General features: G+C 66.3%; 23 protein-coding genes and 2 pseudogenes. 9 read left to right on the forward strand and 16 right to left on the reverse strand.

Going from position 1 to position 22386, the window contains the following annotated elements:
• Positions 1-159 precede the first annotated feature (159 nt).
• The 5 genes from Y704_RS23545 to Y704_RS0114085 form a co-directional block, all read right to left on the reverse strand.
• Positions 160-327 carry a DUF3117 domain-containing protein gene (locus Y704_RS23545; protein ID WP_081737717.1) on the reverse strand — a complete coding sequence of 56 codons (168 nt, stop codon included), beginning with the start codon at positions 325-327 and terminating at the stop codon, positions 160-162.
• A 166-nt stretch (positions 328-493) separates the two neighbouring features.
• The gene (locus Y704_RS21465) at positions 494-1618 is read right to left on the reverse strand and encodes a hypothetical protein (RefSeq protein WP_253904353.1); all 1125 of its coding nucleotides are present in this window, start codon (positions 1616-1618) and stop codon (positions 494-496) included.
• 86 nt (positions 1619-1704) lie between these two features.
• On the reverse strand, positions 1705-2310 hold the full coding sequence (locus tag Y704_RS0114075; RefSeq protein ID WP_026550586.1) for a DNA-3-methyladenine glycosylase I: 606 nt from the start codon (positions 2308-2310) through the stop codon (positions 1705-1707).
• Complete coding sequence (locus tag Y704_RS0114080) at positions 2307-2669, reverse strand: DivIVA domain-containing protein (RefSeq protein ID WP_026550587.1); 363 nt, start codon at positions 2667-2669, stop codon at positions 2307-2309. Before Y704_RS0114080 ends, Y704_RS0114075 begins: the two co-directional genes overlap by 4 nt.
• Before the next feature lie 25 nt (positions 2670-2694).
• Positions 2695-3486: an LOG family protein gene (locus Y704_RS0114085; protein WP_026550588.1), complete on the reverse strand. Its 792-nt coding sequence runs from the start codon at positions 3484-3486 to the stop codon at positions 2695-2697.
• A gap of 164 nt (positions 3487-3650) precedes the next feature.
• Between Y704_RS0114085 and Y704_RS0114090 the strand changes: the two genes are divergently transcribed.
• The 4 genes from Y704_RS0114090 (at position 3651) to Y704_RS0114105 (ending at position 6918) form a co-directional block, all read left to right on the forward strand.
• Positions 3651-4379, forward strand: coding sequence for an amino acid ABC transporter ATP-binding protein (locus Y704_RS0114090; protein WP_173401147.1), 729 nt, complete (start codon positions 3651-3653; stop codon positions 4377-4379).
• Between the two features lie 68 nt (positions 4380-4447).
• The gene (locus Y704_RS0114095) at positions 4448-5296 is read left to right on the forward strand and encodes a glutamate ABC transporter substrate-binding protein (protein ID WP_026550590.1); all 849 of its coding nucleotides are present in this window, start codon (positions 4448-4450) and stop codon (positions 5294-5296) included.
• Between the two features lie 78 nt (positions 5297-5374).
• Entirely contained in the window at positions 5375-6052 is a 678-nt protein-coding gene (locus tag Y704_RS0114100; RefSeq protein ID WP_026550591.1) for an ABC transporter permease subunit, read from the forward strand.
• Complete coding sequence (locus Y704_RS0114105; protein ID WP_026550592.1) at positions 6049-6918, forward strand: amino acid ABC transporter permease; 870 nt, start codon at positions 6049-6051, stop codon at positions 6916-6918. Before Y704_RS0114100 ends, Y704_RS0114105 begins: the two co-directional genes overlap by 4 nt.
• Positions 6919-6933: 15 nt before the next feature.
• Here the strand turns inward: Y704_RS0114105 and dapE are convergent, their stop codons facing one another.
• On the reverse strand, positions 6934-8040 hold the full coding sequence (gene dapE / locus Y704_RS0114110; RefSeq protein WP_026550593.1) for a succinyl-diaminopimelate desuccinylase: 1107 nt from the start codon (positions 8038-8040) through the stop codon (positions 6934-6936).
• A gap of 33 nt (positions 8041-8073) precedes the next feature.
• Between dapE and dapD the strand changes: the two genes are divergently transcribed.
• From dapD to galE, 3 genes are read left to right on the forward strand one after another with little or no spacing between them, the layout of a single operon-like run.
• Positions 8074-9051, forward strand: coding sequence for a 2,3,4,5-tetrahydropyridine-2,6-dicarboxylate N-succinyltransferase (dapD, locus tag Y704_RS0114115; protein ID WP_035772867.1), 978 nt, complete (start codon positions 8074-8076; stop codon positions 9049-9051).
• A 36-nt stretch (positions 9052-9087) separates the two neighbouring features.
• Positions 9088-9960: a hypothetical protein gene (locus Y704_RS0114120; RefSeq protein WP_026550595.1), complete on the forward strand. Its 873-nt coding sequence runs from the start codon at positions 9088-9090 to the stop codon at positions 9958-9960.
• Positions 9961-9970: 10 nt separating this feature from the next.
• Positions 9971-10990: a UDP-glucose 4-epimerase GalE gene (galE, locus tag Y704_RS0114125; protein WP_026550596.1), complete on the forward strand. Its 1020-nt coding sequence runs from the start codon at positions 9971-9973 to the stop codon at positions 10988-10990.
• A gap of 116 nt (positions 10991-11106) precedes the next feature.
• On the opposite strand, the gene Y704_RS0114130 is transcribed toward galE, so the two are convergent.
• The 4 genes from Y704_RS0114130 to fdxA form a co-directional block, all read right to left on the reverse strand.
• Positions 11107-11286: a PspC domain-containing protein gene (locus tag Y704_RS0114130; RefSeq protein ID WP_026550597.1), complete on the reverse strand. Its 180-nt coding sequence runs from the start codon at positions 11284-11286 to the stop codon at positions 11107-11109.
• Between the two features lie 26 nt (positions 11287-11312).
• Positions 11313-12596: a citrate synthase gene (locus Y704_RS0114135; protein WP_035772869.1), complete on the reverse strand. Its 1284-nt coding sequence runs from the start codon at positions 12594-12596 to the stop codon at positions 11313-11315.
• Positions 12597-12780: 184 nt separating this feature from the next.
• Entirely contained in the window at positions 12781-13929 is a 1149-nt protein-coding gene (gene dapC / locus Y704_RS0114140; RefSeq protein WP_026550599.1) for a succinyldiaminopimelate transaminase, read from the reverse strand.
• Complete coding sequence (gene fdxA, locus Y704_RS0114145; protein WP_026550600.1) at positions 13926-14252, reverse strand: ferredoxin; 327 nt, start codon at positions 14250-14252, stop codon at positions 13926-13928. The genes dapC and fdxA overlap by 4 nt, the downstream gene beginning before the upstream one ends.
• A gap of 171 nt (positions 14253-14423) precedes the next feature.
• On the opposite strand from fdxA, the gene Y704_RS0114150 reads away from it, so the two are divergent.
• Both Y704_RS0114150 and Y704_RS0114155 read left to right on the forward strand, forming a co-directional pair.
• The gene (locus Y704_RS0114150) at positions 14424-14648 is read left to right on the forward strand and encodes a putative acetyltransferase (protein ID WP_253904354.1); all 225 of its coding nucleotides are present in this window, start codon (positions 14424-14426) and stop codon (positions 14646-14648) included.
• Positions 14649-14727: 79 nt separating this feature from the next.
• The gene (locus Y704_RS0114155; RefSeq protein WP_026550602.1) at positions 14728-15222 is read left to right on the forward strand and encodes a helix-turn-helix domain-containing protein; all 495 of its coding nucleotides are present in this window, start codon (positions 14728-14730) and stop codon (positions 15220-15222) included.
• On the opposite strand, the gene Y704_RS0114160 is transcribed toward Y704_RS0114155, so the two are convergent.
• The 6 genes and pseudogenes from Y704_RS0114160 to Y704_RS21480 form a co-directional block, all read right to left on the reverse strand.
• Positions 15223-15633, reverse strand: a complete 411-nt coding sequence (locus tag Y704_RS0114160) for a hypothetical protein (protein ID WP_026550603.1) — start codon at positions 15631-15633, stop codon at positions 15223-15225.
• Between the two features lie 137 nt (positions 15634-15770).
• Positions 15771-17687 (reverse strand): translational GTPase TypA, encoded by a 1917-nt coding sequence (gene typA, locus Y704_RS0114165; protein ID WP_026550604.1) that lies wholly within the window; start codon positions 17685-17687, stop codon positions 15771-15773.
• Positions 17688-17860: 173 nt separating this feature from the next.
• Positions 17861-18473, reverse strand: a pseudogene (locus Y704_RS25575) (ABC transporter ATP-binding protein); the annotation flags it as partial.
• A gap of 124 nt (positions 18474-18597) precedes the next feature.
• Positions 18598-18878, reverse strand: a pseudogene (locus Y704_RS23550) (ABC transporter permease subunit); the annotation flags it as partial.
• Positions 18879-19019: 141 nt separating this feature from the next.
• A complete protein-coding gene (locus Y704_RS0114180; RefSeq protein ID WP_026550607.1) occupies positions 19020-20666 on the reverse strand; it encodes a BCCT family transporter in 1647 nt (548 codons plus the stop codon).
• A gap of 159 nt (positions 20667-20825) precedes the next feature.
• Positions 20826-22386 (reverse strand): dipeptide ABC transporter ATP-binding protein (locus tag Y704_RS21480; RefSeq protein ID WP_081747672.1); only part of this gene is annotated, 1561 nt, incomplete at its 5' end.

The following is a 22386-nucleotide window of genomic DNA, read 5'->3' on the forward strand; positions in this document are numbered from 1 at the left end:
GTCAAGCGGCGGTCCTGACGGCCGCCGACAGGCCATGCCCTCCGCGCTGGTCAAGAGCGACCGTTCCGCTGAATGGTGCCGGTAACCGGGTGGAACCGGCGATGTCCGAGGCGGTCACCAGCGGAGCCGGCGCGGTGACCGGGCCGGCTCCGTACCCGGTCAGCCCGTCACGGTCAGCAGGCAGTCCTTCAGTTTTCCTGCCTCCTCGGCGTTCAGTTCCACGACAAGCCGGCCTCCGCCGTCGATGGGCACCCGCATGATCAGACTGCGGCCCTCTTTGGTGACTTCCATCGGCCCATCGCCGGTTCGCGGTTTCATGGCAGCCATAAGGAGTGTCCCTTTCAACAATGCGGAACCGGTATCCGGCCACGCGACAGTAAGCGGTGCACCTGATACGGAAAGGAAATAAACCACTCCCGCAGTGCGCGTCATCACCAACATTATTCAGCACAATGCGCCGCCGGGCTAATCACCGAGCGGCGTGGGTCACATCCTAGGGCGGGTAATCTCCTTCGGGGGTACTGGGTGACCAGGTCCACAGCCATGCGACCCACACCACCTGCAGGAGCACTGACAGCATCACCAGCGCCCAGCGGTATCGCCGGGCGCGCGACAGAAGGACTGCAGAAAGCGCCAGAGGGAAGAGCGGGAGCAGAATGCGGAAGGTGCTGGTCTGCGGATTCCAGAAGGCAGCAAGATACAGCAGGTAGGCCGCACACCAGCACCACATGGCCGTTCCCAGCCGCCGCACGGGGCCGGACCGCAGCAGGAGCACACAGCCGACTGCCAGCACTGCCACCGCACCGGCGCCGAGGACCGGCCCGAAGTACGACGACGCCACCGCCAGCCAGGGCGTGAACGGTGAGAGCTCCTCCTCACGCCACGCCGTCTCGGTGTCGACATAGGCGGAGAAATCACCGGTGGACGCCCATGCGGCGACCGGCCAGGCGAGCGCGCCGATCCCGGTGCCCGCGGTCAGGCCCGCCAGCCGGATGGTGGCCGGGTCGCTGGCGGCGCGCCGCAGCCATCCCGTTCCCCTCCTGCTCTCCAGCCAGAGCTCGGACAGCAGCAGTCCGGCGAGCAGCACTGCGAAGGGAACTCCCGCCGGGCGGGTGAAACACATGGCCAGCACCACAGGTAGCGCGGTGAGGTACCGTCGTCTCGCCACCAGATAGAGCGACGAAGCGAGCAGGAGGAGATGGAGGGACTCCGCATAGGGAATCTGGAGGATCGGCGACACCGGCGACACCGCAATCAGCCCCACGCCCCAGAGTGCGTCCGGATGATTCACGCGAAGCCGGAAGAGCCGGTAGATCACAAGGGAGGCTGCGAACCCCGCGACGACGGCGACGATCGGCGCGGCCGCTCCCCAACCGATTCCGGTGATCAGATCGATCAGCTTCACGAGGCCGGGGAAGAGCGGGTAGAAGGCCCACTGGTTCGGCACCACCATCCCGTCCGCGTTGCGGGGAAGTACGTCCGGATAGCCCTTGTCGAAGACCTGCTGGTACCACCCGCTGTCCCAGTAGTTGACGAACGCCCCGTATCCGGGGTCTGCCCCTCCCCAGGGGCTCGGCCCCTGCTGTCCTGCCGCCCACACGAGGACTGCGGACGACACCCCGCGGCCCAGGGCGAAGACGGCGAGTACCTGAAGGGCCCAGTGCCACCCAGCCGGACTCCGCCGGTGTACTGGACGGCTCGCGCTTACTGCAGGCACTGGTCCGGACCCGCCCGTGCATCCGTTCGCACCCAGCAGTCGGCCACGTGATCATTGACGAACCCGGTGGCCTGCAGCATGGCGTAGGCCGTGGTGGGCCCGACGAACCGGAAACCCCTGGCGCGCAGGTCCCTGGCCAGGGCGGTGCTCTCGGGTGTGACCGCCGGCACTGCCTCCATCGTTTCCGGCGCGGAACAGTCCTCACTGCGATGTGCGGTGAGGATGCCGGCGAGGGTGACGCCGTCGGGAAGTGCCAGCAACGCCCGCGCGTTCGCGATCGTGGCGACGATCTTCGCGCGGTTCCGCACAATCCCCGCGTCGGACATGAGCCTGGCGACGTCGTCGTCGTCGAACTGCGCCACCGTGCCAGGATCGAACCCGGCAAACGCCGCGCGGAAGGATTCCCTCTTGCGCAGGATCGTGATCCAGCTCAGCCCGGACTGGAACGCCTCGAGGCTGAGCCGTTCGAACAGGGCGGACTCCCCCGCCACCGGCCTGCCCCACTCGAGGTCGTGGTAGAGCTCATAATCGGCGGTCGATACGGCCCAGGCGCACTTTCGCCGTCCGTCCGATCCCGGCACTGCTCCGCTCATGGCCGGGAATTCTCCGGCTCGCCCAACCCCGATGTCAGGTGCTCGATGACGGCGTCGCGCTCCCCGAGCGCGGCAGCAAGCCGGTCAAGGACCTGATCCACCTGGTCCATCCGGTAGCCGCGCAGTCCCAGGCTGAACACCACGCGGTCCACGTCCGAGGCCGTCGGCCGGTCCGGCAGGAGGACGGGAGGCAGGGACGCCACCGGTTCCACCAGGCCCGTCGCGGGGAGGTACAGCCGCGAGTCCCCTCCGCGGCTCTGGTTCGTGCCCGCCCGTCGGGAGAACGGCTGGACACCGGAGGCCAGTACTGCGGTCAGCCCCAGCAGTGCCACGGCAAGGAAGGCAAGGAAGAAGGTCACACGGCAATCGTGCCAGAGTTCCGGCTCACCTCGCCGCCGAACCTCCGGTGTCCGCCACCACGAAACGCACAGCCTCTTCGGCGCTGTCGACGAGGTGGATGAGGTCGATGTCCGCCTGGGACACCGTACCTTCCACCAGCAGCGTGTCGCGGACCCAGTCCAGCAGGGGCGTCCAGTAGGCCACCCCGACCAGGACGATCGGAAACGAGGTGACCTTCTTGGTCTGCACCAGGGTCATGGCCTCGAAGAGTTCATCGAGCGTCCCGAATCCGCCGGGCAGTACGACGAACCCCCGCGCGTACTTCACGAACATGGTCTTCCTCGCGAAGAAGTACCGGAAATTGATGCCGAGATCGACCCACTCGTTCATCCCCTGCTCGAAGGGCAGTTCGATCCCGAGGCCCACCGACATCCCACCGGCCTGGCACGCTCCCTTGTTGGCCGCCTCCATGGCGCCCGGGCCTCCCCCGGTGATGACGGCGTAGCCGGCCCCGACGAGGCGCCGGCCCACTTCCTCCCCGATGGCGTAGAACGGCGAGTCCCGCGAGGTGCGGGCCGAGCCGAACACGCTGATCGCGGGGCCGAGCTCGGAGAGTGTTCCGAACCCCTCCACGAATTCGCTCTGGATGCGCAACACGCGCCAGGGATCCGTCTTGGTGAAAGGGGCAGAATCGTCGGCGTCGAGCAGGAAACTGTCCGACTGCGGCACTGCGGCCTGGCTCCGCCGCAACTCGACCTGACCGCGCCGCCGGGGCTCCGTCGCACCCTTGGTCCGGCCGGCATTCTCGTTGTCGTCAACGCTGTGGATGTGAGGCATTCCCCAAGGCTATGCGATCACCGTCAGCTGCCCGGCTTTGATTGCTCTTGAATCACGATTACCTGCTTCGGGCCCGGGTGGATTGCCAAAGGGCGATTGTTCGCTAGATTCTATCCATGACAAGTGAACCGCAACCGTCTACATCCGCGTCCTCCGGGGAACCGTTGGTCTCGCTGAAGCACGTGAACAAACACTTCGGCGACCTTCACGTGTTGAAGGACATCAACCTCGAGGTGGCCCGCGGAGAAGTGGTTGTCGTCATCGGGCCTTCCGGTTCAGGAAAATCAACGCTGTGCCGCGCCATCAACCGGCTCGAAACCATCGACGACGGCGAGATCCGGGTGGACGGCAAGGCGCTGCCCGCCGAGGGAAAAGCACTGGCGAAACTGCGGGCCGACGTCGGCATGGTGTTCCAGTCCTTCAATCTTTTCGCCCACAAGTCGATTCTCGAGAATGTGACCCTCGGACCGGTGAAGGTCAAGGGGATGAAAAGCGGTGAAGCCAAGGACCTCGCGATGTCCCTCCTGAAGCGCGTGGGAGTCGACAACCAGGCGCAGAAGCTTCCTGCCCAGCTGTCCGGCGGCCAGCAGCAGCGCGTGGCGATCGCCCGGGCGCTCGCCATGCGGCCGAAGGTCATGCTGTTCGACGAACCGACCTCGGCGCTCGACCCTGAGATGATCAACGAGGTCCTCGACGCGATGGTGGCGCTCGCCAAGGAAGGGATGACGATGATCGTGGTCACCCACGAAATGGGATTCGCCCGGAAAGCGGCCGACCGCGTGATCTTCATGGCGGACGGCCAGATTGTCGAGCAGGCCACCCCGGAGGAGTTCTTCACCCACCCCAAGAGCGATCGGGCGAAGGATTTCCTGGGGAAGATCCTCGCCCACTGATCCGCAGCACCCAAGATTTTCATCACCACGTCCAGGCCTATCGAGGGCCACAACGCAAGGAGAAATCAATGCGCAAGACCCGTTACGCTGCAGCAGCCATCGCTGCTGCGGCAGCACTCACCCTGTCGGCCTGTGGCGGAGGCGACAGCGGTGGCGCTGAGGCCACCGGCGAAGCCGAAGGCTCAGGAGAGACCATCCGCATCGGCATCAAGTTCGACCAGCCGGGTCTCGGCTTCGACGAGGGCGGCTCGTACTCGGGCTTCGACGTCGACGTCGCCAAGTACGTCGCCAACGAACTGGGCTACTCGGAGGACCAGATCGAGTTCAGCGAGGCTCCCTCGGCCAACCGCGAGAACCTGCTGAGCAATGGCCAGGTGGACATGATCTTCGCGACCTACTCCATCACCGACACCCGCAAGGAGACCGTCGCGTTCGCGGGACCCTACTTCGTCGCCGGCCAGGACCTCCTGGTCCGCGCCGATGACGATTCGATCAGCGGCCCGGAGGACCTCGAGGGCAAGAACCTCTGCTCCGTCACCGGTTCCACCTCGGCGCAGAAGATCAAGGACACCTACCCCGGCGTCAACCTCGTGGAGCAGCCAGGCTATGCCGAGTGCGTGAGCCTGATGGCCGGCGGCGGCATCGATGCGGCCACCACCGATGACATCATCCTCGCCGGGCTCGCCGCGCAGGAAGCCAACGCCGGACAGTTCAAGGTGGTCGGCGCACCGTTCTCGGAGGAGAACTACGGTGTAGGCCTCCCCCAGGACAACACCACCTGCGAGGCCATCAACGAAGCCATCACCAAGATGATCGACGAAGGCGCGTGGGAGGAAGCGATCACGGCGAACACCGAGGGCGCCGACTACACGTTCAACGACGAGCTGAACCCGCCGACGCCTGAGCCCTGCGCGTAGCACCTGCCTCTATTGGTGGGGTGGTCCCCGCAGGGCCACCCCACCGATGCATGTTCAACACTCGAGAAGAGGTGGACCGTGGAGAACTATCTCACGCTGTTCGAAACCTATGATGTGCCCGCGGCCTTCTGGGCCAACATCCAGCTGACCTTCTGGGCAGCCATCTGGGCGACGCTGCTCGGCACTCTTCTGGCCCTGTTCCGGATCTCACCCATCGCAAGCCTGCAGTTCGTCGGCGCAGCATACGTGAACATCTTCCGCAATACACCGCTCACCATCATCATCGCCTTCGGGGTTCTCGGCCTGTTCGGCCAGCTCCAGGTCTCCCTCACCGAGGACTTCAACCTCAACTTCTTCCGGCTCGCGATTCTCGGCCTGTCCCTCTACCATGCTGCGTTCGTCTGCGAGGCGATCCGGAGCGGCGTGAACACTGTTCCGCTCGGCCAGGCCGAAGCCGCGCGCGCCATCGGCCTGAGTTTCCTGCCGGCCGCCCGGCTCGTCATCCTCCCCCAGGCGTTCCGCGGGGCCGTCGCCCCGCTGGGTAATGTCCTCATCGCCCTCATCAAGAACTCGACGGTCGCCGCGGCCGGATCGGTCGCCATCGAGGCGTCGAGCCTGATGAAGACGATGATCGAATTCCGCGGGGACCTCGTCATCCCGATCTTCCTGACCTTCGCCCTCGGTTTCGTGATCATCGTGATCCCCGTAGGGCTTCTTACCACCTGGGCATCCAGGAAATTGGCGGTGGCTCGATGAGCGTTCAGCAGGTCCTCTTCGACGCACCCGGACCCAAGGCCCGGCGGAACATCCTCCTCGGAAATATCCTCGGGGTCGCCCTGATCCTGGCTCTCGTCGCCTACGTCATCTTCCTGCTGGGAGGGAAAGGCCAGCTGGCCCCGGACAAATGGGCACCCTTCCTCGAAAGCCGTACCTGGGAGTTCTTCATCCTTCCCGGGCTGCTGAACACGCTGAAGGCCGCGGCCATCGCGGTCGTCACCTCGATCCTCTTCGGCCTGATCTTCGGCATGGGGAGGTTGTCCTCCTTCCTGCCGATCCGGGCAGTGGCCGGCGTCATCGTCGAGTTCCTGCGGGCGATTCCCGTGCTGCTCATGATGATCTTCCTCTGGCTCGGCTTCGGCCGGATCGACGCCGTCGACGATCCGGCGTTCGTCGCCGTCGTCGTGGCATTGACGCTCTACAACGGCTCGGTGATCGCCGAGCTCATCCGCTCGGGTGTGCAGGGCCTCCCTCGGGGTCAGCGCGAGGCGGGCATGGCCATCGGCATGACGCCTGTCCAGTCCCTGCGGAGCATCGAGATTCCGCAGGCCCTGATCGCGATGCTTCCCGCACTGGTCAGCCAGTTCGTCGTGATCCTGAAGGACTCGGCGTTGGGCTACATCATCGGCTATTCGGAACTGCTGCAGAGTGCCCGGCGGCTCGGTGTCGGTGAGGGCAACCTGCTGCAGGCGCTGCTGATCTCCGCGGTGATCTTCATTCTCATCAACTTCGCCGTCTCGTCCCTCGCCGCCCGGCTTTCCACCCTGCTGAGTTTCCGCACCAAGGGCAGGGCGGGAACCACCAAGCAGGACGGCGTCGTCGCCATGGACGCGGCGAGTACCTGAGGCACCCCGCGCGGGTCAGGAGCCCTGGTTCGGCGCAAGCCAGGCCCGCAGGACGCGCAGGCATTCCCGGACCGCATCGGCGTGCACGTGTTCGTCGTCGGTGTGCGCCAGCAGGGCATCACCCGGCCCGAAGTTGACCGCCGGAATGCCCAGCGCGCTGAACCGCGCCACGTCGGTCCAGCCGTACTTCGGCTTCGGTTCGGCGCCCACCGCAGCCACGAAGGCGGCCGCCGCCGGGTGCTGCAGCCCCGGACGGGCGCCGGCTGCAACGTCCGTCTGGACGACGTCGAACCCCTCGAGAACCTGCCGGACGTAAAAATCCGCCTGGTCCGGCGTCTTGTCCGGCGCAAAACGATAGTTCACTTCGATGACCGCGGCATCGGGAATCACATTGCCGGCGGTACCTCCGGCGATCCTCACCGCGTTGAGGCTCTCGCGGTACTCCAGTCCGTCCACCGTCACCGTGGCGGGAGAGTGGTCCCGGAGGCGCACGAGTATCTCCGCCGCCCCGTGGATGGCGTTCTCCCCCATCCACGCCCGCGCGGAGTGCGCCGCCCTGCCCGCCGTAGTGACGTCGAAGCGGGCGGTACCGTTGCAGCCGCCCTCGACGGTCCCGTCGGTCGGTTCGAGCAGGACGGCGAAATCCGCCTCCAGCCAGGAGGGATAGGCAGCCGCCAGCCGGCCGAGGCCACTCAGCGACGCCTCGACCTCCTCATGGTCGTAGAAGATGAACGTCACGTCACGGACGGGGTCGGTCAGCACCGCAGCGAGGGCGAGCTGCACCGCGACGCCGCCCTTCATGTCGGTGGCCCCCCGACCGTACAAGACGTCGCCGTCCCAGGCGGCAGGCACCGTTCCCCGCGCGCCCGGAGCCGAGGGAAGCGGAACCGTGTCCAGGTGCCCGGCAAGGATGACCCGCTCGCTGCGGCCGAGGGTGGTGCGCGCCAGAATGGAATCACCGTCCCTCACGACGTCGAGAAGGGGCAACTGCCGCAGTGCTGCCTCGACTCCGTCGGCGAGAGCGCGCTCGTTGCCGGAGACGCTCTCCAGGTCGATCAACGCCGCGGTCAGGAGCGCCACATCCGAGGTCAGGTCAAGGGCGGGAGGGCGTAGCTGAGTCATGGGTCAACATTATCCCTCGGTAGACTGAAGGGCATGACCCCGATTGCACCGCGCTCCTCCACACCTGCCGGCGGCCCGAGGACGGCCAGCGGCCTGGGCCTCGCCACGCTCGACGCCGGCGGTACCGTCCTCGACGTCTGGTACCCGGCGCCCCGCCTTGGTGCGGCCGACCCCTCCGCCGACACCGTGTTGCGGGAGAACCTCGACGAGCTGGCCGCCGCAGGATCGGATCCGCTGCGGCGAACGACGCAGTCGGTCGTGGCAACAACCTCGGATCTCGACGCCGAACCGGCGGATACCGCTGATGCCTATCTTCGCCTCCATCTGCTGTCCTCCCGGCTCGCAGCCCCCAACAGCATCAACCTCGACGGCGTCTTCGGGCTGCTCGCCAACGTGGTGTGGACCAATTGGGGCCCGTGTGCCGTCGCAGGCTTCGAGGCGGTCCGCCTGGCGCTGCGCGCACGCGGACCGGTCACGGTCCTCGCGGTGGACAAATTCCCGCGGATGGTCGACTACGTGGTGCCGACCGGTGTGCGGATCGCCGACGCCGACCGCGTACGGCTGGGAGCCCACCTTGCCGACGGCACCACGGTGATGCACGAGGGATTCGTCAACTTCAACGCCGGCACCCTCGGCCATTCCATGGTCGAGGGACGCATCTCAGCAGGCGTCGTGGTGGGGAACGGGTCCGATATCGGCGGCGGTGCCTCCATCATGGGCACGCTGTCGGGCGGCGGTAAGGAAACCATCACCATCGGCGAACGGTGCCTCCTCGGTGCCGAAGCGGGGGTGGGCATCTCTCTCGGCGACGACTGCGTGGTGGAGGCCGGCCTCTATATCACCGCCGGCACCAAGCTCACCCTGCAGGACGGCACCGTGGTCAAGGCCTCCGAATTCTCCGGCGAATCGGGGGTGCTGTACCTGCGGAACTCCTCGACCGGGGTCGTCGAAGCCCGACCCCGCAGGGGCAGCGGCATTGCGCTCAATCCCGCGCTCCACGCGAACCAGTAGCCAGTGGCGGCCTCCTACCGTTCAAGCGCAGCTACGATGCGACGACGCCGGACACGGACCGCCGTCGTCGTCGTGCTGATTATTCTTCTCGGCCTGCTCGCGGGTGCCGTCTACTTCGCCGTCACCCGGGTGAACGACACGGAGGTGCTGGTCCGTGAGCGGTGCACGGCGGTGGTGGGACCGGACAGCTACGATCTCCGGCCGTCGCAGGCCCGGAACGCGGCGCTGATCGCCGGAGTCGCAGTGGCCCGGGGCCTCCCCGCGAGGGCGGCCTCCATCGCCATCGCGACGGCCATCCAGGAGTCCGGGCTCCAGAATATCGACTACGGAGACGACGCCGGTCCTGATTCACGCGGCCTGTTCCAACAGCGGCCGTCACAGGGCTGGGGTACCGAGGAGCAGATCATGGACCCGGTGTATGCGGCCGGCGCCTTCTATGACGCCCTCGTCCGAATTCCAGGCTATGAAACCCTTCCCATCACCGAGGCGGCCCAGACCGTGCAGCGCAGCGCCTTTCCTGAGGCCTATGCGGATCACGAACCGGAAGGCCGGGCGTTCGCCTCCGCGTTGACCGGCAATTCTGCCGCGTCCCTCACCTGTGTGCTGCGCACACCCGAGCAGACCGGAAACGCTGAAGCCGTGGCGACCGATATCGAGAACCTGTTCGGCCCCCGAGGCGGAGCCGCCGATGGTGCCGTGCTCACCCGGGAGGTCGAGGAAGCGCGGGGTTGGGCCGAGGCGCACTGGGCGGTCGCCAACGCCGACGCACTGCAGATCACCTCGGTGTCCTTCGCGTCGATGGAGTGGACCCGCGAGGAGGGTGAGTGGCTGCCGGCAGCAACCGGGCCGGGGCAACTCGCCCTCTCCGTCGCGGCAGCGCCTGCAGATCCGGCGGCCGCGGACAACTAGAATGGGCAGCATGAAAATTCTTGTTACCGGCGGCAGTGGCTACATCGGTTCGCACACCTCGCTGGCGCTGCTGGAGGCCGGGCACGACGTCGTCGTGATCGACAACCTCACGAACTCCACGGAGACCTCCCTGGAACGCGTCCAGGAACTGACGGGCCGCCGATTGACATTCCACCAGGTAGACCTTCTCGACGAGCAGGGGATGAGCACGGTGTTCCAGCAGGAGCAGGTGGACGCCGTGATCCACTTCGCCGGTTTGAAGGCCGTCGGCGAATCGGTCGACGAACCGCTGCATTACTACCACAACAACGTGGCAGGGACCATCAACCTGCTCCGCGTCATGGAAGCGCACGATGTCCGGACACTGGTCTTCAGCTCCTCCGCAACCGTCTACGGCGCTTCGGAGGAGGTGCCCCTCATCGAGAAGATGCCGCTGGATGCGGTCAATCCATACGGCCGCACCAAGGAGCAGATCGAGGACATCCTGTCCGACGTCGGTGCCGCGGACGCCCGGTGGAACATCGCCCTGCTGCGGTACTTCAATCCTGTCGGCGCGCACCCGTCGGGCCGGATCGGCGAGGACCCCACAGGGACCCCCAACAACCTCCTGCCGTTCGTGGCGCAGGTCGCCGTGGGCCGGCGCGAGAAGGTGATGGTGTTCGGAAACGACTACCCCACGCCCGACGGCACCGGTATCCGCGACTACATCCACGTGGTGGACCTCGCCGGTGGCCACCTCGCAGCGCTGGAGTACCTTGCCCGGCACGGCGGGGTGCACCGGTGGAACCTGGGCACCGGCGATGGATCGTCGGTGCTCGAGGTACTTGCCGCATTCTCAGCTGCCGCCGGACACGAGGTGCCGTACGAGTTCGCTCCGCGGCGCCCGGGAGACGCGGCCGTCAGCTATGCGGACCCGTCAGCGGCCCTGGCGGACCTCGGCTGGTCGGCCACGCGCACCCTCGACGAGATGTGCGGGGACCACTGGCGCTGGCAGAAGAACAACCCCCAGGGCTACGCGACGGGCGTCTAGCTGGTCCGGGCCGCGGTGCGGACCGGGTGCGGCGCCCGACCTTTTCCCGCTGCAGAAGACGGCGGACGCACCCGTGCATCCGGCGGGTCAGTCGTCCTCGCGGGCGTCCGTCGCCGTCAGGCCTTCGGAATCATGATCCACAGCACGATGTAGACCAGCTCGCCGATTCCGACCAGGCCGAAGATCACGAAGCCGAGGCGAACGAGTATTTTCGGAATGCCGAAGCGGTTGGCGAGGGCGGCGCAGACGCCGCCGATGAGCTTGCCGTTCCGGGGTCGCACCAATGAGGAAGCCATACCCGAAACCTACCACTGGACGCGGGTCAGCGCGCGGGGTAGTTGCGCTCCGGCTCCCCCGTGTACAACTGGCGGGGCCGCCCGATCTTCGTCTGGGGATCCTGCATCATCTCGCGCCACTGGGCGATCCAGCCGGGGAGGCGGCCGATGGCGAAGAGCACCGTGAACATCTTTTCCGGGAAGCCCATCGCCTTATAGATCAGGCCCGTGTAGAAGTCAACGTTCGGGTACAGCTTGCGCTCGATGAAGTAATCGTCGGCAAGCGCCATCTCCTCGATCCGCATTGCGATGTCGAGCAGTTCGTCGTTCCCTCCGAGCTTGCCCAGGATGTCGTGGGCGGTGGCCTTGACGATCTTGGCCCGGGGGTCGTAGTTCTTGTAGACGCGGTGCCCGAAGCCCATGAGCTTCACCCCGTCCTCCTTGTTCTTGACCTTCTCCATGAAGTCCTCGGGCCTCATGCCCTTGGCCTTGATGTCCCGCAGCATGTTGAGCACCGCCTCGTTCGCGCCGCCATGCAGCGGGCCGAAGAGTGCATTGATGCCCGCCGACACCGAGGCGAACATGTTGGCGTTGGAGCTGCCCACGAGGCGGACGGTCGACGTCGAGCAGTTCTGCTCGTGGTCCGCGTGGAGGATGAGCAGCAGGTCGAGGGCCTTGACCATCATCGGGTCTAGGTCGTATGGCTCGGCCGGCAGCCCAAAGGACAGGCGGAGAAAGTTCTCCACCAGGTTCATCGAGTTGTCCGGGTAGAGCATCGGCTGGCCGATGGACTTCTTGTGCGCATACGCCGCGATGACGGGCAGCTTCGCCATGAGGCGGAACGTCGAGAGTTCCACCTGCTCGTCGTCGAACGGGTCGAGGGAGTCCTGGTAGAACGTCGAGAGCGCGGAGACCGCGGAGGACAACACCGGCATGGGGTGGGCGTCGCGGGGGAATCCGCCGAAGAAACCCTTGAGTTCCTCGTGCAGCAGCGTGTGGCGCCGGATCCTGCCGTCGAAGGCCGACAGCTGTTCGGGCGTCGGCAGGTTCCCGTAGATCAGCAGGTAGGAAACCTCGAGGAAGCTTGAATTCTGCGCCAGCTGTTCGATGGGATAGCCGCGGTAGCGGAGGATTCCTGCGTCGCCGTCGATGTAGGTGATGGCGGACGTCGTTGCCGCTGTGTTCATGAAGCCGGGGTCGAAGGTCACGTGCCCGGTCTGCTTCAGGAGCTTCGAGACGTCGTAACCGTTGTTGCCCTCGATCGCGGGCACCATCGGGAGGTTGAGCTCGCCGCCGTTGTAGTGCAGCGAGGCACTGTTCTGCTCAGTCATTGACTCTCCTTCAGGAGCTTGAGTGAATTCATCGCACCGCTTGCCCGACTGCAACCGCAGGTTGGCATATTCAGCTGAAACGCTACCGGTACGAGCGGTCCTATCGCTAATCGGACCAGTCGCTGCCGTGCAGCCGCAACGGTGCCGGCAGCGGTGCCGGCAGCGGTGCCGGCAGCGGTGCGGCTCACCTGCGGAGCCTCTCGACGGCGGCATCGATCCGCTCGTCGGTGCCGGTGAGCGCCACCCGGACGAACCCGTTCCCCGCCTCCCCGTAAAAGGTTCCAGGCCCCACCACGATGCCCCGGGCGGCCAACCGTTCCACGGTGTCCCAGGTCGCGCCGCCGTCGGAAGCCCAGAGGTAGAGCCCGGCATCGGAGCCCGACACGGTCAGGCCGAAGGATGCCAGCGCGGGGAGCAGACGCACCCGCCGGCTTCGGTACCGGTCCTTCTGTACCTGGACGTGCGTGTCATCGCCGAGTGCCGCCCGCATGGCTTCCTGAACGGGAAAGGGCACGATCATCCCGGCGTGCTTGCGCGAATTCACGAGGTTAGCAAGGATCGTCCCGTCCCCGGCCAAGAACGCCGCGCGGTACCCCGCAATGTTCGACTGTTTGCTCAGGGAATAGATGGACAGCAGGAGCTCGTGGCTGCCGCCGGTGACGCCCGGATCGAGGACGCTGGGCACAGCCACTCCGCCGCGGGCCGGATCCCAGCTGCCCCAGCCGAGCTCCGCGTAGCATTCGTCCGAGGCAACCACTGCTCCGAGGGAGCGGGCTTCGTCGACAACGGCCCTCATGGCTCCGGTGTCGAGTACCTCCCCGGTGGGGTTTGCCGGGCTGTTGAGCCAGACGAGGCGGACCCTTCGCCGGACCGCGGGGTCGAGCTCCGCCAGGGAATCGGCCGCGACCGGGGTTGCTCCGGCAAGCAGCGCGCCGACGTCGTAGGTGGGGTACGCGACGCGGGGACGCACGACGACGTCGCCCTCCCCCAGGCCCAGCAGGGTGGGCAGCCAGGCCACGAGCTCCTTCGAGCCGAGGGTGGGCAGGATGTGCTGGGGGTCAAGCCCCGGAACGCCGCGGCGGCGCGCGAACCATGCGCTGATGGCTTCCCGCAGCGCCGGGGTCCCGTGGGTCGTCGGATAACCGGGTGCATCCGCTGCCGCCGACAGCGCCGCCCGGATGACCTCCGGCGTGGGGTCGACCGGCGTGCCGATGGACAGGTTCACGGGTCCACCCGGGTGCTGCGATGCTTTCTCCAGGAAGGGCCGCATGGCGTCCCACGGGTAGTCCGGCAGGCTCAGCCCGAAGCGGCGTGCCTCCCCGGGAAGCCTCACGCGGGCTGGTTCTGCGGCGGGAGGACGGAGATGATGGGGTGGTCCTTGCCCGTGTTGCCGAGCTTGGCTGCGCCTCCCGGCGACCCGAGATCGTCGAAGAACTCAACGTTGGCCTTGTAGTACTCGGCCCACTGGTCCGGGGTGTCGTCCTCGTAGTAGATGGCTTCCACCGGGCAGACGGGTTCGCATGCCCCGCAGTCGACGCATTCGTCCGGGTGGATGTACAGCGATCGCTCGCCCTCGTAGATGCAGTCGACAGGGCACTCTTCAATGCAGGCCTTGTCCTTGACGTCCACGCAGGGCTGCGCGATTACGTAGGTCACGTCCCACGCCTTTCCTCGAAGCTGGTGTGCCGGGGGCACCTTGGGTCCTTTCCCCAGCTTAACGCAACCGGACCCCCGCTCCGCATTCCACCGGCACCCCGGGCGCACCCCTGCCCGCCGGAACGTAAGCGGGGACGGCCGGTGCCGTGAACGGCCAGTAGTATGGCTGAGATGGACTCCGCCGTGGCACTGCTCCGCTCACTGCCTGCCGGCACCCGGGTGGTGGTCCGGCACCGCCTCGACGGGGGATTCACCGATTCGCTGGGCGACCTTCTCGCCGTCGACGAGCAGGCGTGCACCATCCGCACCCGGCGCGGCGACGACGTCGTGCGCCTGTCGGCCGTGACCGCCGCGAAAACCGTTCCGCCGCCCCCGCCGCGCCGGCCGCGACGCTAGCGGCCCCGCTTCACGGGCCGGGGGCGGATACTGATTGGTCAATGCCAATCGCCGCGCCCCTGTCGCGTAGAATTCAGGGATGGAAAACGACGACGAGTTCCAGGCGCGGGGAAGGGCGCTCAGCTCGCCCCTCCGGCTCCGGATCCTCCGCCTGTGCCTTCACAAGGGCAGGACGAACAAGGAAATCGCCGAGGCACTGGACCTGAACCCTGCAACAGCGCTCCATCACGTGCGGACGCTGCTGGCGACGGGCTTCCTGCGGGCAGAGCAGCCACGGACGGGCAACCGGGGCGCCAAGGAAATCCCCTACCGTGCGACAGGCCTGTCGTGGCGCAGCAGCATGCCGGACGCGGCGCCCGTCCTGGTGGAAACCTTCCTGCAGGAGATCGAGGGCCTCGGCCCGTCCGAGATCGATGTCTGGCGGCTCGGGGTGAGGCTCAACGAGGAGAACCGGACGAGGATGATGGAGCGCATCCGCGGGATTTTCGAGGAGTACGCATCACAGGATGCGGATGAGGACGGCACTGCCACCTCGATCATGCTGGCGCACCACCTCGACCGGAGCGCTGACTGACTACCGGGTGTCGGCCCTTGCGGACCGTCGCAGCACGACGGCGCACACTGCCACGCTGAGGACGCTTGCCACCGCAAGTCCGAACAGCCACATGTTCCCGGCCACCGCCACCGGAAGGATCGTGCCACCGGTGGTGCCGGTGAGGATCAGTGTTTTCGGGGAGCTGGCGATCAGGGCCACCACGACATAGGCGGTTCCTCCGCACAGGGCGGCGGCAAGGATGTTCCGGGCCCACAGCCCGCACCACACAGAGACCGCCCCGGCCAGGAGAAGTGCGGCCACAGCACCGGCCGGCACCGCGGTGCTCCCGACGTAGGCGACGTGCCCGTGCAGTGCGGTTCCCAGCACGGCAGCAAGGAGTCCTCCGGCTACGGAAGCACCGGTCCCCTCCCAGCGGGAAACTCCGAACACCCCCGTACGCCGACGCGACGGTTTCCAGGAGCGGCGGGGCGGCTTCGCGGGGACCGGGGGGTGCAGCGTCACCTGCGGGTGCCGGCCCTCCAAAGAAACGGAAGGGCCGGCGTCGGAAGGCTGCATGGACGGAGCTGTCAGGCCCGTGCGCGTGAGCGTGAGGCGCGCATGCGCTCGTTGGCGTCGAGGATCACCTTGCGGATGCGGATTGACTCCGGGGTGACCTCCACGCACTCGTCCTCCCGTGCGAACTCGAGGGATTCCTCCAGCGTCAGATTGCGGGGCGGCGTGAGGTTCTCGAAGGTGTCGGAGGAGGCTGCACGCATGTTGGTGAGCTTCTTTTCCTTCGTGATGTTCACGTCCATGTCATCGGCGCGGGAATTCTCGCCGACGATCATGCCCTCGTACACCTCGGAGGTCGCCTGGACGAAGAAGGAGCCGCGTTCCTGCAGGTTGATCATCGCGAACGGGGTGACGACGCCGGCGCGGTCGGCGATCATCGATCCGTTGGTGCGGTACTCGATGTCACCGGCCCACGGCTCATAGCCCTCGGAGATCGACGCTGCGATGCCGGCACCGCGGGTGTCGGTGAGGAACCGTGTGCGGAAGCCGATGAGGCCGCGCGCGGGAACGATGAACTCCATGCGGACCCAGCCGGTCCCGTGGTTGGCCATGTTCGTCATGCGGCCCTTGCGGGCGGCCATGAGCTGGGTAACGCCGCCGAGGTATTCCTCGGGCACGTCGATGGTCATGTGCTCCATGGGCTCGTGGAGTTTGCCGTCGACGGTCTTCGTGACCACCTGGGGCTTGCCCACGGTGAGTTCGAAGCCTTCGCGGCGCATCTGCTCGACGAGGATGGCGAGGGCAAGCTCGCCGCGGCCCTGGACTTCCCAGGCGTCGGGACGCGCAGTCGGGAGCACCCGGAGCGACACGTTGCCGATCAGTTCCTTGTCCAGGCGGTCCTTCACCTGGCGCGCCGTGACCTTCGCGCCCTTGACGCGTCCGGCCAGCGGCGAGGTGTTGATACCGATCGTGACGGAGATCGCGGGATCGTCGACGGTGATGAGCGGAAGCGGCTGGGGGTTGTCGACGTCGGTGAGTGTCTCGCCGATCGTGATGCCCTCGATGCCGGCGACGGCGACGATCTCGCCTGGTCCGGCGGACTCGGTGGGGACACGGTCGAGGGCCTTGGTCGCGAGGAGCTCGGTGATCTTCACGGACTTCAGTTCGCCGTTCTGCCGTGCCCAGGCGACGGTCTGGCCCTTGCGGAGCGTCCCGTTGAAGATGCGGAGCAGGGCGAGGCGGCCGAGAAACGGCGATGCGTCGAGGTTGGTCACGTGTGCCTGGAGGACACCATTGGGGTTGTACCGGGGAGCGGGGATGTGCTCGATGATGGTCTGGAACAGCGGCTCCAGGTTGTCGTTCGACGGGATGGTGCCGTCGGCCGGCTGCTCCAGCGAGGCAGCGCCGGCGCGCGCAGCGGCATAGACCACGGGGACGTTGAGGATCGAATCCAGGTCGAGGTCGGGGACCTCGTCCGCCAGGTCGGAGGCAAGGCCGAGGAGCAGGTCCATCGACTCGCTGACGACCTCTTCGATCCTCGAGTCGGGCCGGTCGGTCTTATTGACCAGGAGGATGACGGGCAGCTTGGCGGCAAGCGCCTTGCGCAGCACGAAGCGGGTCTGCGGAAGCGGACCCTCGGACGCGTCCACGAGGAGGACGACGCCGTCGACCATCGAGAGGCCGCGCTCCACCTCGCCACCGAAGTCGGCGTGGCCGGGGGTGTCGATCACGTTGATCGTGATGGTCTCGCCCTTCGCGGCCGGGCCGTCGTAGAACACCGTGGTGTTCTTGGCGAGGATGGTGATGCCCTTTTCGCGCTCGAGATCGCCGGAGTCCATGACCCGGTCCGCCACATCGCCGTGCGCAGCGAAGGAGTTGGTCTGCTTGAGCATGGCGTCGACCAGGGTGGTTTTTCCGTGGTCAACGTGAGCCACGATGGCTACATTGCGGAGATCGCTGCGGACAGCGGTGTTGCCTGTGGTTTCAGACATGCGTAAGGACTCAATTCAGTATCTTCTGCGGGGAAATGACGGCGGCTACAATGCTCACCCACCACCAGTCTAAACGCTAGGCAAAAACAGACCTAATGCGTCCGAAGACTCGACGTGCAGCGGCACGGCGGCCCGCACGCCGAAATGCGACAGCCGCACCGGGATTATCCGTGCGGGTTGTCGAACACGTCGTCGGTGGTTCCCTGCTCCACGAGTCTTCCCTTCTCCATGACACAGACGGAGTCGGCGATCCGCCGGACCACCGCGAGGTCATGGGTGATGAAGAGGTAGCTCAGGCCCAGTTCCGACTGCAGATCGGCCAGCAGGCTGAGGATCTGCGCCTGCACCAGCACATCGGGCGCCGACACCGCCTCGTCGCAGATCACCACCTTCGGATCGAGGGCGCAGGCGCGGCCTGCACGAGAGGCCGGTGGCGATGAGCGCGCGCTGGCGCATGCCGCCGGAGAATTCGTGGGGGTACTGGTTGGCCCGGGCCTCGGCATCGGGAAGCCCTGCTTCCGAGAGCACCTTCGCCACATCCTTCGATGAGCCGGGCAGCCCGTTGTCGGGCAGGAGTCCCATCGCCGCGAGCGCCGTCGTCGATTTCCTTGACTCCGACTCACCCGCGATCGCCACGGTCTCGCCCGGCATGACGGTCAGGTGCGCCTTGCGCACCGCCGGGACAGCACCGTTCGCCGTGGCGGACGTGACCGCGAGGTCCCGCAGCTCGAGCAACGGCCGGACGGCGGCGGCTGGTTGTGGGAGCCCGATGCCGAGGAAGGACAGCGTCGACTCGGCAACGAAGAAGGTTCCGAGCGAGATGGTGGCGATGACGATCACCGACGCCAGGGCATGGGGGAATGACGTGCTTCATCAGCGCACCAAAGCGCGAGACACCGAGCGAGCGGGCTGGGTCGAGCCCCGCGTACAGGAGATCCACCAGCAGGTTGGCGAGGCAAAGATCAGGATCGGGAACGTGACGATCGGTACGACCATCGATCCGTCTCCGTTGAGGGCGGCGCGGTACAGGGTAAGGCCCACCCCGTTGACGTTGAAGATGCCCTCGGTCACGATCGCGCCGCCCATCAGTGCGCCGAGGTCGGCGCCGAAGAAGGTCACCACGGGGATCATCGAGGTGCGCAGCACATGGACAACGACTCCTCGCTTGCGGCTGGAGCCCTTTGCCGTGGCGGGCGGGATCCGCGCCCTTGAGGGGAACCCGGCCGGCGACCATAACGGTTCCATAACGGCGAGCCGTCGGGCGGAGGCAGGGCACGAAAAGGGGAACCCCGGCGGAGTTCCCCTTTTTCTCGGTCACGGGTCCTGCCGAAGCTAGGACTTCGCGTCGACCCGTGCTGGTTTGTCCCGCTTCAGCGCCCTTCGGGGCTGGACTCCGGTCACTACAGGATCTTTTACCAGGTCCATCATCAGGGCGGTACAGAGTCCGATCATGATGAGGACGAACGGGGCCGCTGCGATGATCGTGACGGTCTGCAGCGCTTCCAGGCTTCCCACCGACAGAAGCACGGCCGCTACGGCGCCGGTCAGGGTCCCCCACAGGATGGTCAGCCACTTCCGGGGGACCGCTGCTCCGAACGAGGACAGCGAGCCCAGCACGATCGATGAGGCGTCCGCGCCGGAAATGAAGAACACCGCAACCAGGATCACCACGAGGACGGAGGTGACTGCCGCCAGCGGGTACTCCGCGAGGAGTGCAAACATCGCTGACTCCTGGCTCTCGGCGTTCGCCGCTGCGATATCCGTTCCCGAGTTCTGGGCGGTCAGGGCGGAGCCGCCCCAGACGCTGAACCAGATCACGCTGATGACGCTGGGTACACCGACGACGCCGATCACGAACTCGCGGATGGTCCTTCCGCGCGAGATCTTCGCAAGGAACGATCCGACGAACGGCGTCCAGGAGACCCACCATGCCCAGTAGAAGATGGTCCACGCAGCGAGCCACTCATGTCCGCCGAATGCTCCGGTCCGTGTAGCCATCTGGGGAAGATTCACCAGATAGCTGCCGGCCGATGCGGGAATCAGTTCGAGGATGAACACCGTCGGCCCGACGACGAAGAGGAAAAACAGCAGCGCGAGCGCGAGGATCATGTTTCCGTTGGAGAGCCACTTGATGCCCCGGCTGATGCCGCTGACGGCCGAAATGACGAAGCAGAACGTCAGCACGGCGATGATCCCGATCTGGATGACGAGATTGTTGCCCAGTCCGAAGACTTCCGTCAGTCCTCCGTTGATCTGGAGGACTCCCAGCCCAAGCGACGTCGCCGAGCCGAACAGCGTGGCGAAGATCGCGAAGACATCGATAGCCCGGAGCCCCTTCGGGGTCGGGCGTCCACGGAACAGAGGCGTGAATGCTTCGCTGAATCCGGCACCGCGGCCTTTACGGAAGGCTGAGTAGGCGAGGGCGAGCCCGACGACGGCGTAGATTGCCCAGGGGTGGATCGCCCAGTGGAAGAGGGTGTAGTTCATCGATTGCCGGGCGGCTTCCTCGGTGCCCGGCTCGATCCCTGCGACGGGCGGAGTGAGGTAATGGGTGATGGGCTCGGTGACACCGAAGAACATGAGCCCGATCCCCATGCCGGCGCTGAACATCATGGCGATCCAGGAAACCGTCGAGTACTCGGGTTTTTCGCCATCTTTCCCGAGGGTGATCCTGCCGTATTTGCTGAAGGCCAGGAACAGGGCGAAGACGACGAAACCGGTGGCGGACAGGACGAAGGCCCAGCCGAAATTGGTCACCAATCCGCCCAGGATGCCGGAGGTCACAGTGGAGAAGTCCGCGGGGAAGAAAACAGCAAGCAGCATCAGGATCAGCACGACCGACAGGGACACGAAAAGCACCGGTCTGTCGACACGGGCTCTTCCGACAGGCCCGCGTGCTGAGTCCTCATTTGGTGTGATGGAGCGTTCCCGGATGCTACTGCCGGGCGGCGCGTCGGTACGTTTGGTGGAATCAGACATGCTTTTCACCATACGCCCGCGGCCGCTGCATCTCACCTATTCCCCTGTCGAGGTGAGATATCTCCCACCAGGCCCGCCCGGGGGTATGCTCCCGGGACGGCGCGGAAATCGTGGGCCGGCGCGCGTTCCGGGGCCGCTACCGCTGGGCCGCCCTGTGCGCTACTCGGAGGACGCGAGGAGTTTCGCCCTCAGCTCACGCCGCTCACGCTGCTTCTCGGGGTCGGGCAGCGGAACCGCAGCGAGGAGCCGCTGGGTGTAGGGGTCCTGGGGTCTGCGCAGGATCTGGTCGCGGGTGCCCTGTTCGACGATCCTGCCGCGCTTCATCACACAGATATGGTCCGCCAGGACGTCCACCACTGCGAGGTCGTGCGTCACGAAAAGGCATGCGAAGCCCAGTTCCCGCTGCAGGTTCTGGAAAAGCTCGAGGACCCTGGCCTGCACCGAGACGTCAAGGGCCGACGTCGGCTCATCCGCCACCATCAGTTTCGGCCGGAGGGAGAGTGCCCGCGCGATGCCGACGCGCTGCTTCTGGCCGCCGGACAATTCGTGGGGGTAGCGGTTCCGGTAGGAGCGGGGCAGCTCCACCTGATCGAGGAGCACCTCGATGCGCTTCTGCAGGGCTGTGCCTCTTGCCTCTCCGGCAAGGAACATCGGCTCGCCGATGCTCTCGCCGATCGGCAGCCGCGGGTTCAGGGACGACGAAGGGTCCTGGAACACCATCCCGACGTGCCGGCGGACTGCACCGAGTTCCCTCGAGGTCGGTTTGAACCCGGAGATGTCGGTTCCGACCACTTTGAGCGATCCCTCGGCCACCGGGAGCAGACCGACAGCGGCCCGGCCGATGGTAGTCTTGCCGGAGCCGGATTCCCCCACGAGCCCGAGGACCTGCCCCGGGTAGATCATGAGGTTGACGCCCTCCACCGCACGGAAAGCTGGCACCCTGCCCTGCTTCGGATATTCGATGGCGACGTTGGCGAGTTCGAGGACAGGATCGGCCGACATCCTGTCGTCCGCGGAATCGTCGCTCAGTCCCGCCAGCACGTTCCGCTCGCGTCGTTCGAGTTCGTCGGCATCGACGCCTGTCAGTTCGGTGTTCGTGGCTGCCGCCAGCGCAGCATCGATGTCGACGTCGTCGCCCTCTCCCCCGCCCTGGCCGAGGTGCGGAACCGCCGCCAGCAGTGCACGCGTGTACTCGTGCTGCGGATTTCCGAAGATTTCTGTGACGGTTCCTGTCTCGACGATTTCACCGCGGCGCATGACGGCGATCCGATCAGCGAGATCTGCCACGACTCCCATGTCATGGGTGATGAGCACGATCGCGCTGTTGAGTTTGCTGCGCAGGTTCCTCATGAGATCGAGGATTTCCGCCTGGACCGTCACGTCGAGAGCCGTGGTCGGTTCATCCGCGATCAGGAGTTTCGGATCACAGGAGAGAGACTGGGCGATCATCGCCCGCTGCCGCTGGCCGCCGGAGAGCTGGTGGGGGTAGGACTTGTACGCCTTCTCGGGGTCCGGGAGCTCCACCAGCGCGAGCAGGCGCAGGGCCCGCTGCCTGGCCTCATCCGGCGAGATCTCATTGTGGAGCCGGAGCGTCTCGACGATCTGGAACCCCACGGTGTACACCGGGTTCAGGGCGGTCATCGGTTCCTGGAAAATCACGGCGACGTCATTACCGCGGACCTGGCGGAGTTTGGCGGGCGGCAGGTCGAGTACTGACCTG

The sequence above is a fragment of the Arthrobacter sp. Br18 genome (genome assembly GCF_000520555.1).
Taxonomy (GTDB): domain Bacteria; phylum Actinomycetota; class Actinomycetes; order Actinomycetales; family Micrococcaceae; genus Arthrobacter_D.

Excerpts from the sequence above, each read along its gene's own strand:
- Y704_RS0114105 (WP_026550592.1), top strand. The coding sequence starts at position 6,049 with ATGAGCGTTCAGCAGGTCCTCTTCGACGCACCCGGACCCAAGGCCCGG.
- typA (WP_026550604.1), bottom strand. The coding sequence starts at position 17,687 with ATGTCTGAAACCACAGGCAACACCGCTGTCCGCAGCGATCTCCGCAAT.
- Y704_RS0114155 (WP_026550602.1), top strand. The coding sequence starts at position 14,728 with ATGGAAAACGACGACGAGTTCCAGGCGCGGGGAAGGGCGCTCAGCTCG.
- Y704_RS0114095 (WP_026550590.1), top strand. The coding sequence starts at position 4,448 with ATGCGCAAGACCCGTTACGCTGCAGCAGCCATCGCTGCTGCGGCAGCA.
- Y704_RS0114135 (WP_035772869.1), bottom strand. The coding sequence starts at position 12,596 with ATGACTGAGCAGAACAGTGCCTCGCTGCACTACAACGGCGGCGAGCTC.
- Y704_RS0114120 (WP_026550595.1), top strand. The coding sequence starts at position 9,088 with ATGCGACGACGCCGGACACGGACCGCCGTCGTCGTCGTGCTGATTATT.
- Y704_RS0114085 (WP_026550588.1), bottom strand. The coding sequence starts at position 3,486 with ATGCCTCACATCCACAGCGTTGACGACAACGAGAATGCCGGCCGGACC.
- Y704_RS0114150 (WP_253904354.1), top strand. The coding sequence starts at position 14,424 with ATGGACTCCGCCGTGGCACTGCTCCGCTCACTGCCTGCCGGCACCCGG.
- Y704_RS0114130 (WP_026550597.1), bottom strand. The coding sequence starts at position 11,286 with ATGGCTTCCTCATTGGTGCGACCCCGGAACGGCAAGCTCATCGGCGGC.
- Y704_RS23545 (WP_081737717.1), bottom strand. The coding sequence starts at position 327 with ATGGCTGCCATGAAACCGCGAACCGGCGATGGGCCGATGGAAGTCACC.
- Y704_RS0114180 (WP_026550607.1), bottom strand. The coding sequence starts at position 20,666 with ATGTCTGATTCCACCAAACGTACCGACGCGCCGCCCGGCAGTAGCATC.
- dapE (WP_026550593.1), bottom strand. The coding sequence starts at position 8,040 with ATGACTCAGCTACGCCCTCCCGCCCTTGACCTGACCTCGGATGTGGCG.
- Y704_RS0114075 (WP_026550586.1), bottom strand. The coding sequence starts at position 2,310 with ATGAGCGGAGCAGTGCCGGGATCGGACGGACGGCGAAAGTGCGCCTGG.
- galE (WP_026550596.1), top strand. The coding sequence starts at position 9,971 with ATGAAAATTCTTGTTACCGGCGGCAGTGGCTACATCGGTTCGCACACC.
- dapD (WP_035772867.1), top strand. The coding sequence starts at position 8,074 with ATGACCCCGATTGCACCGCGCTCCTCCACACCTGCCGGCGGCCCGAGG.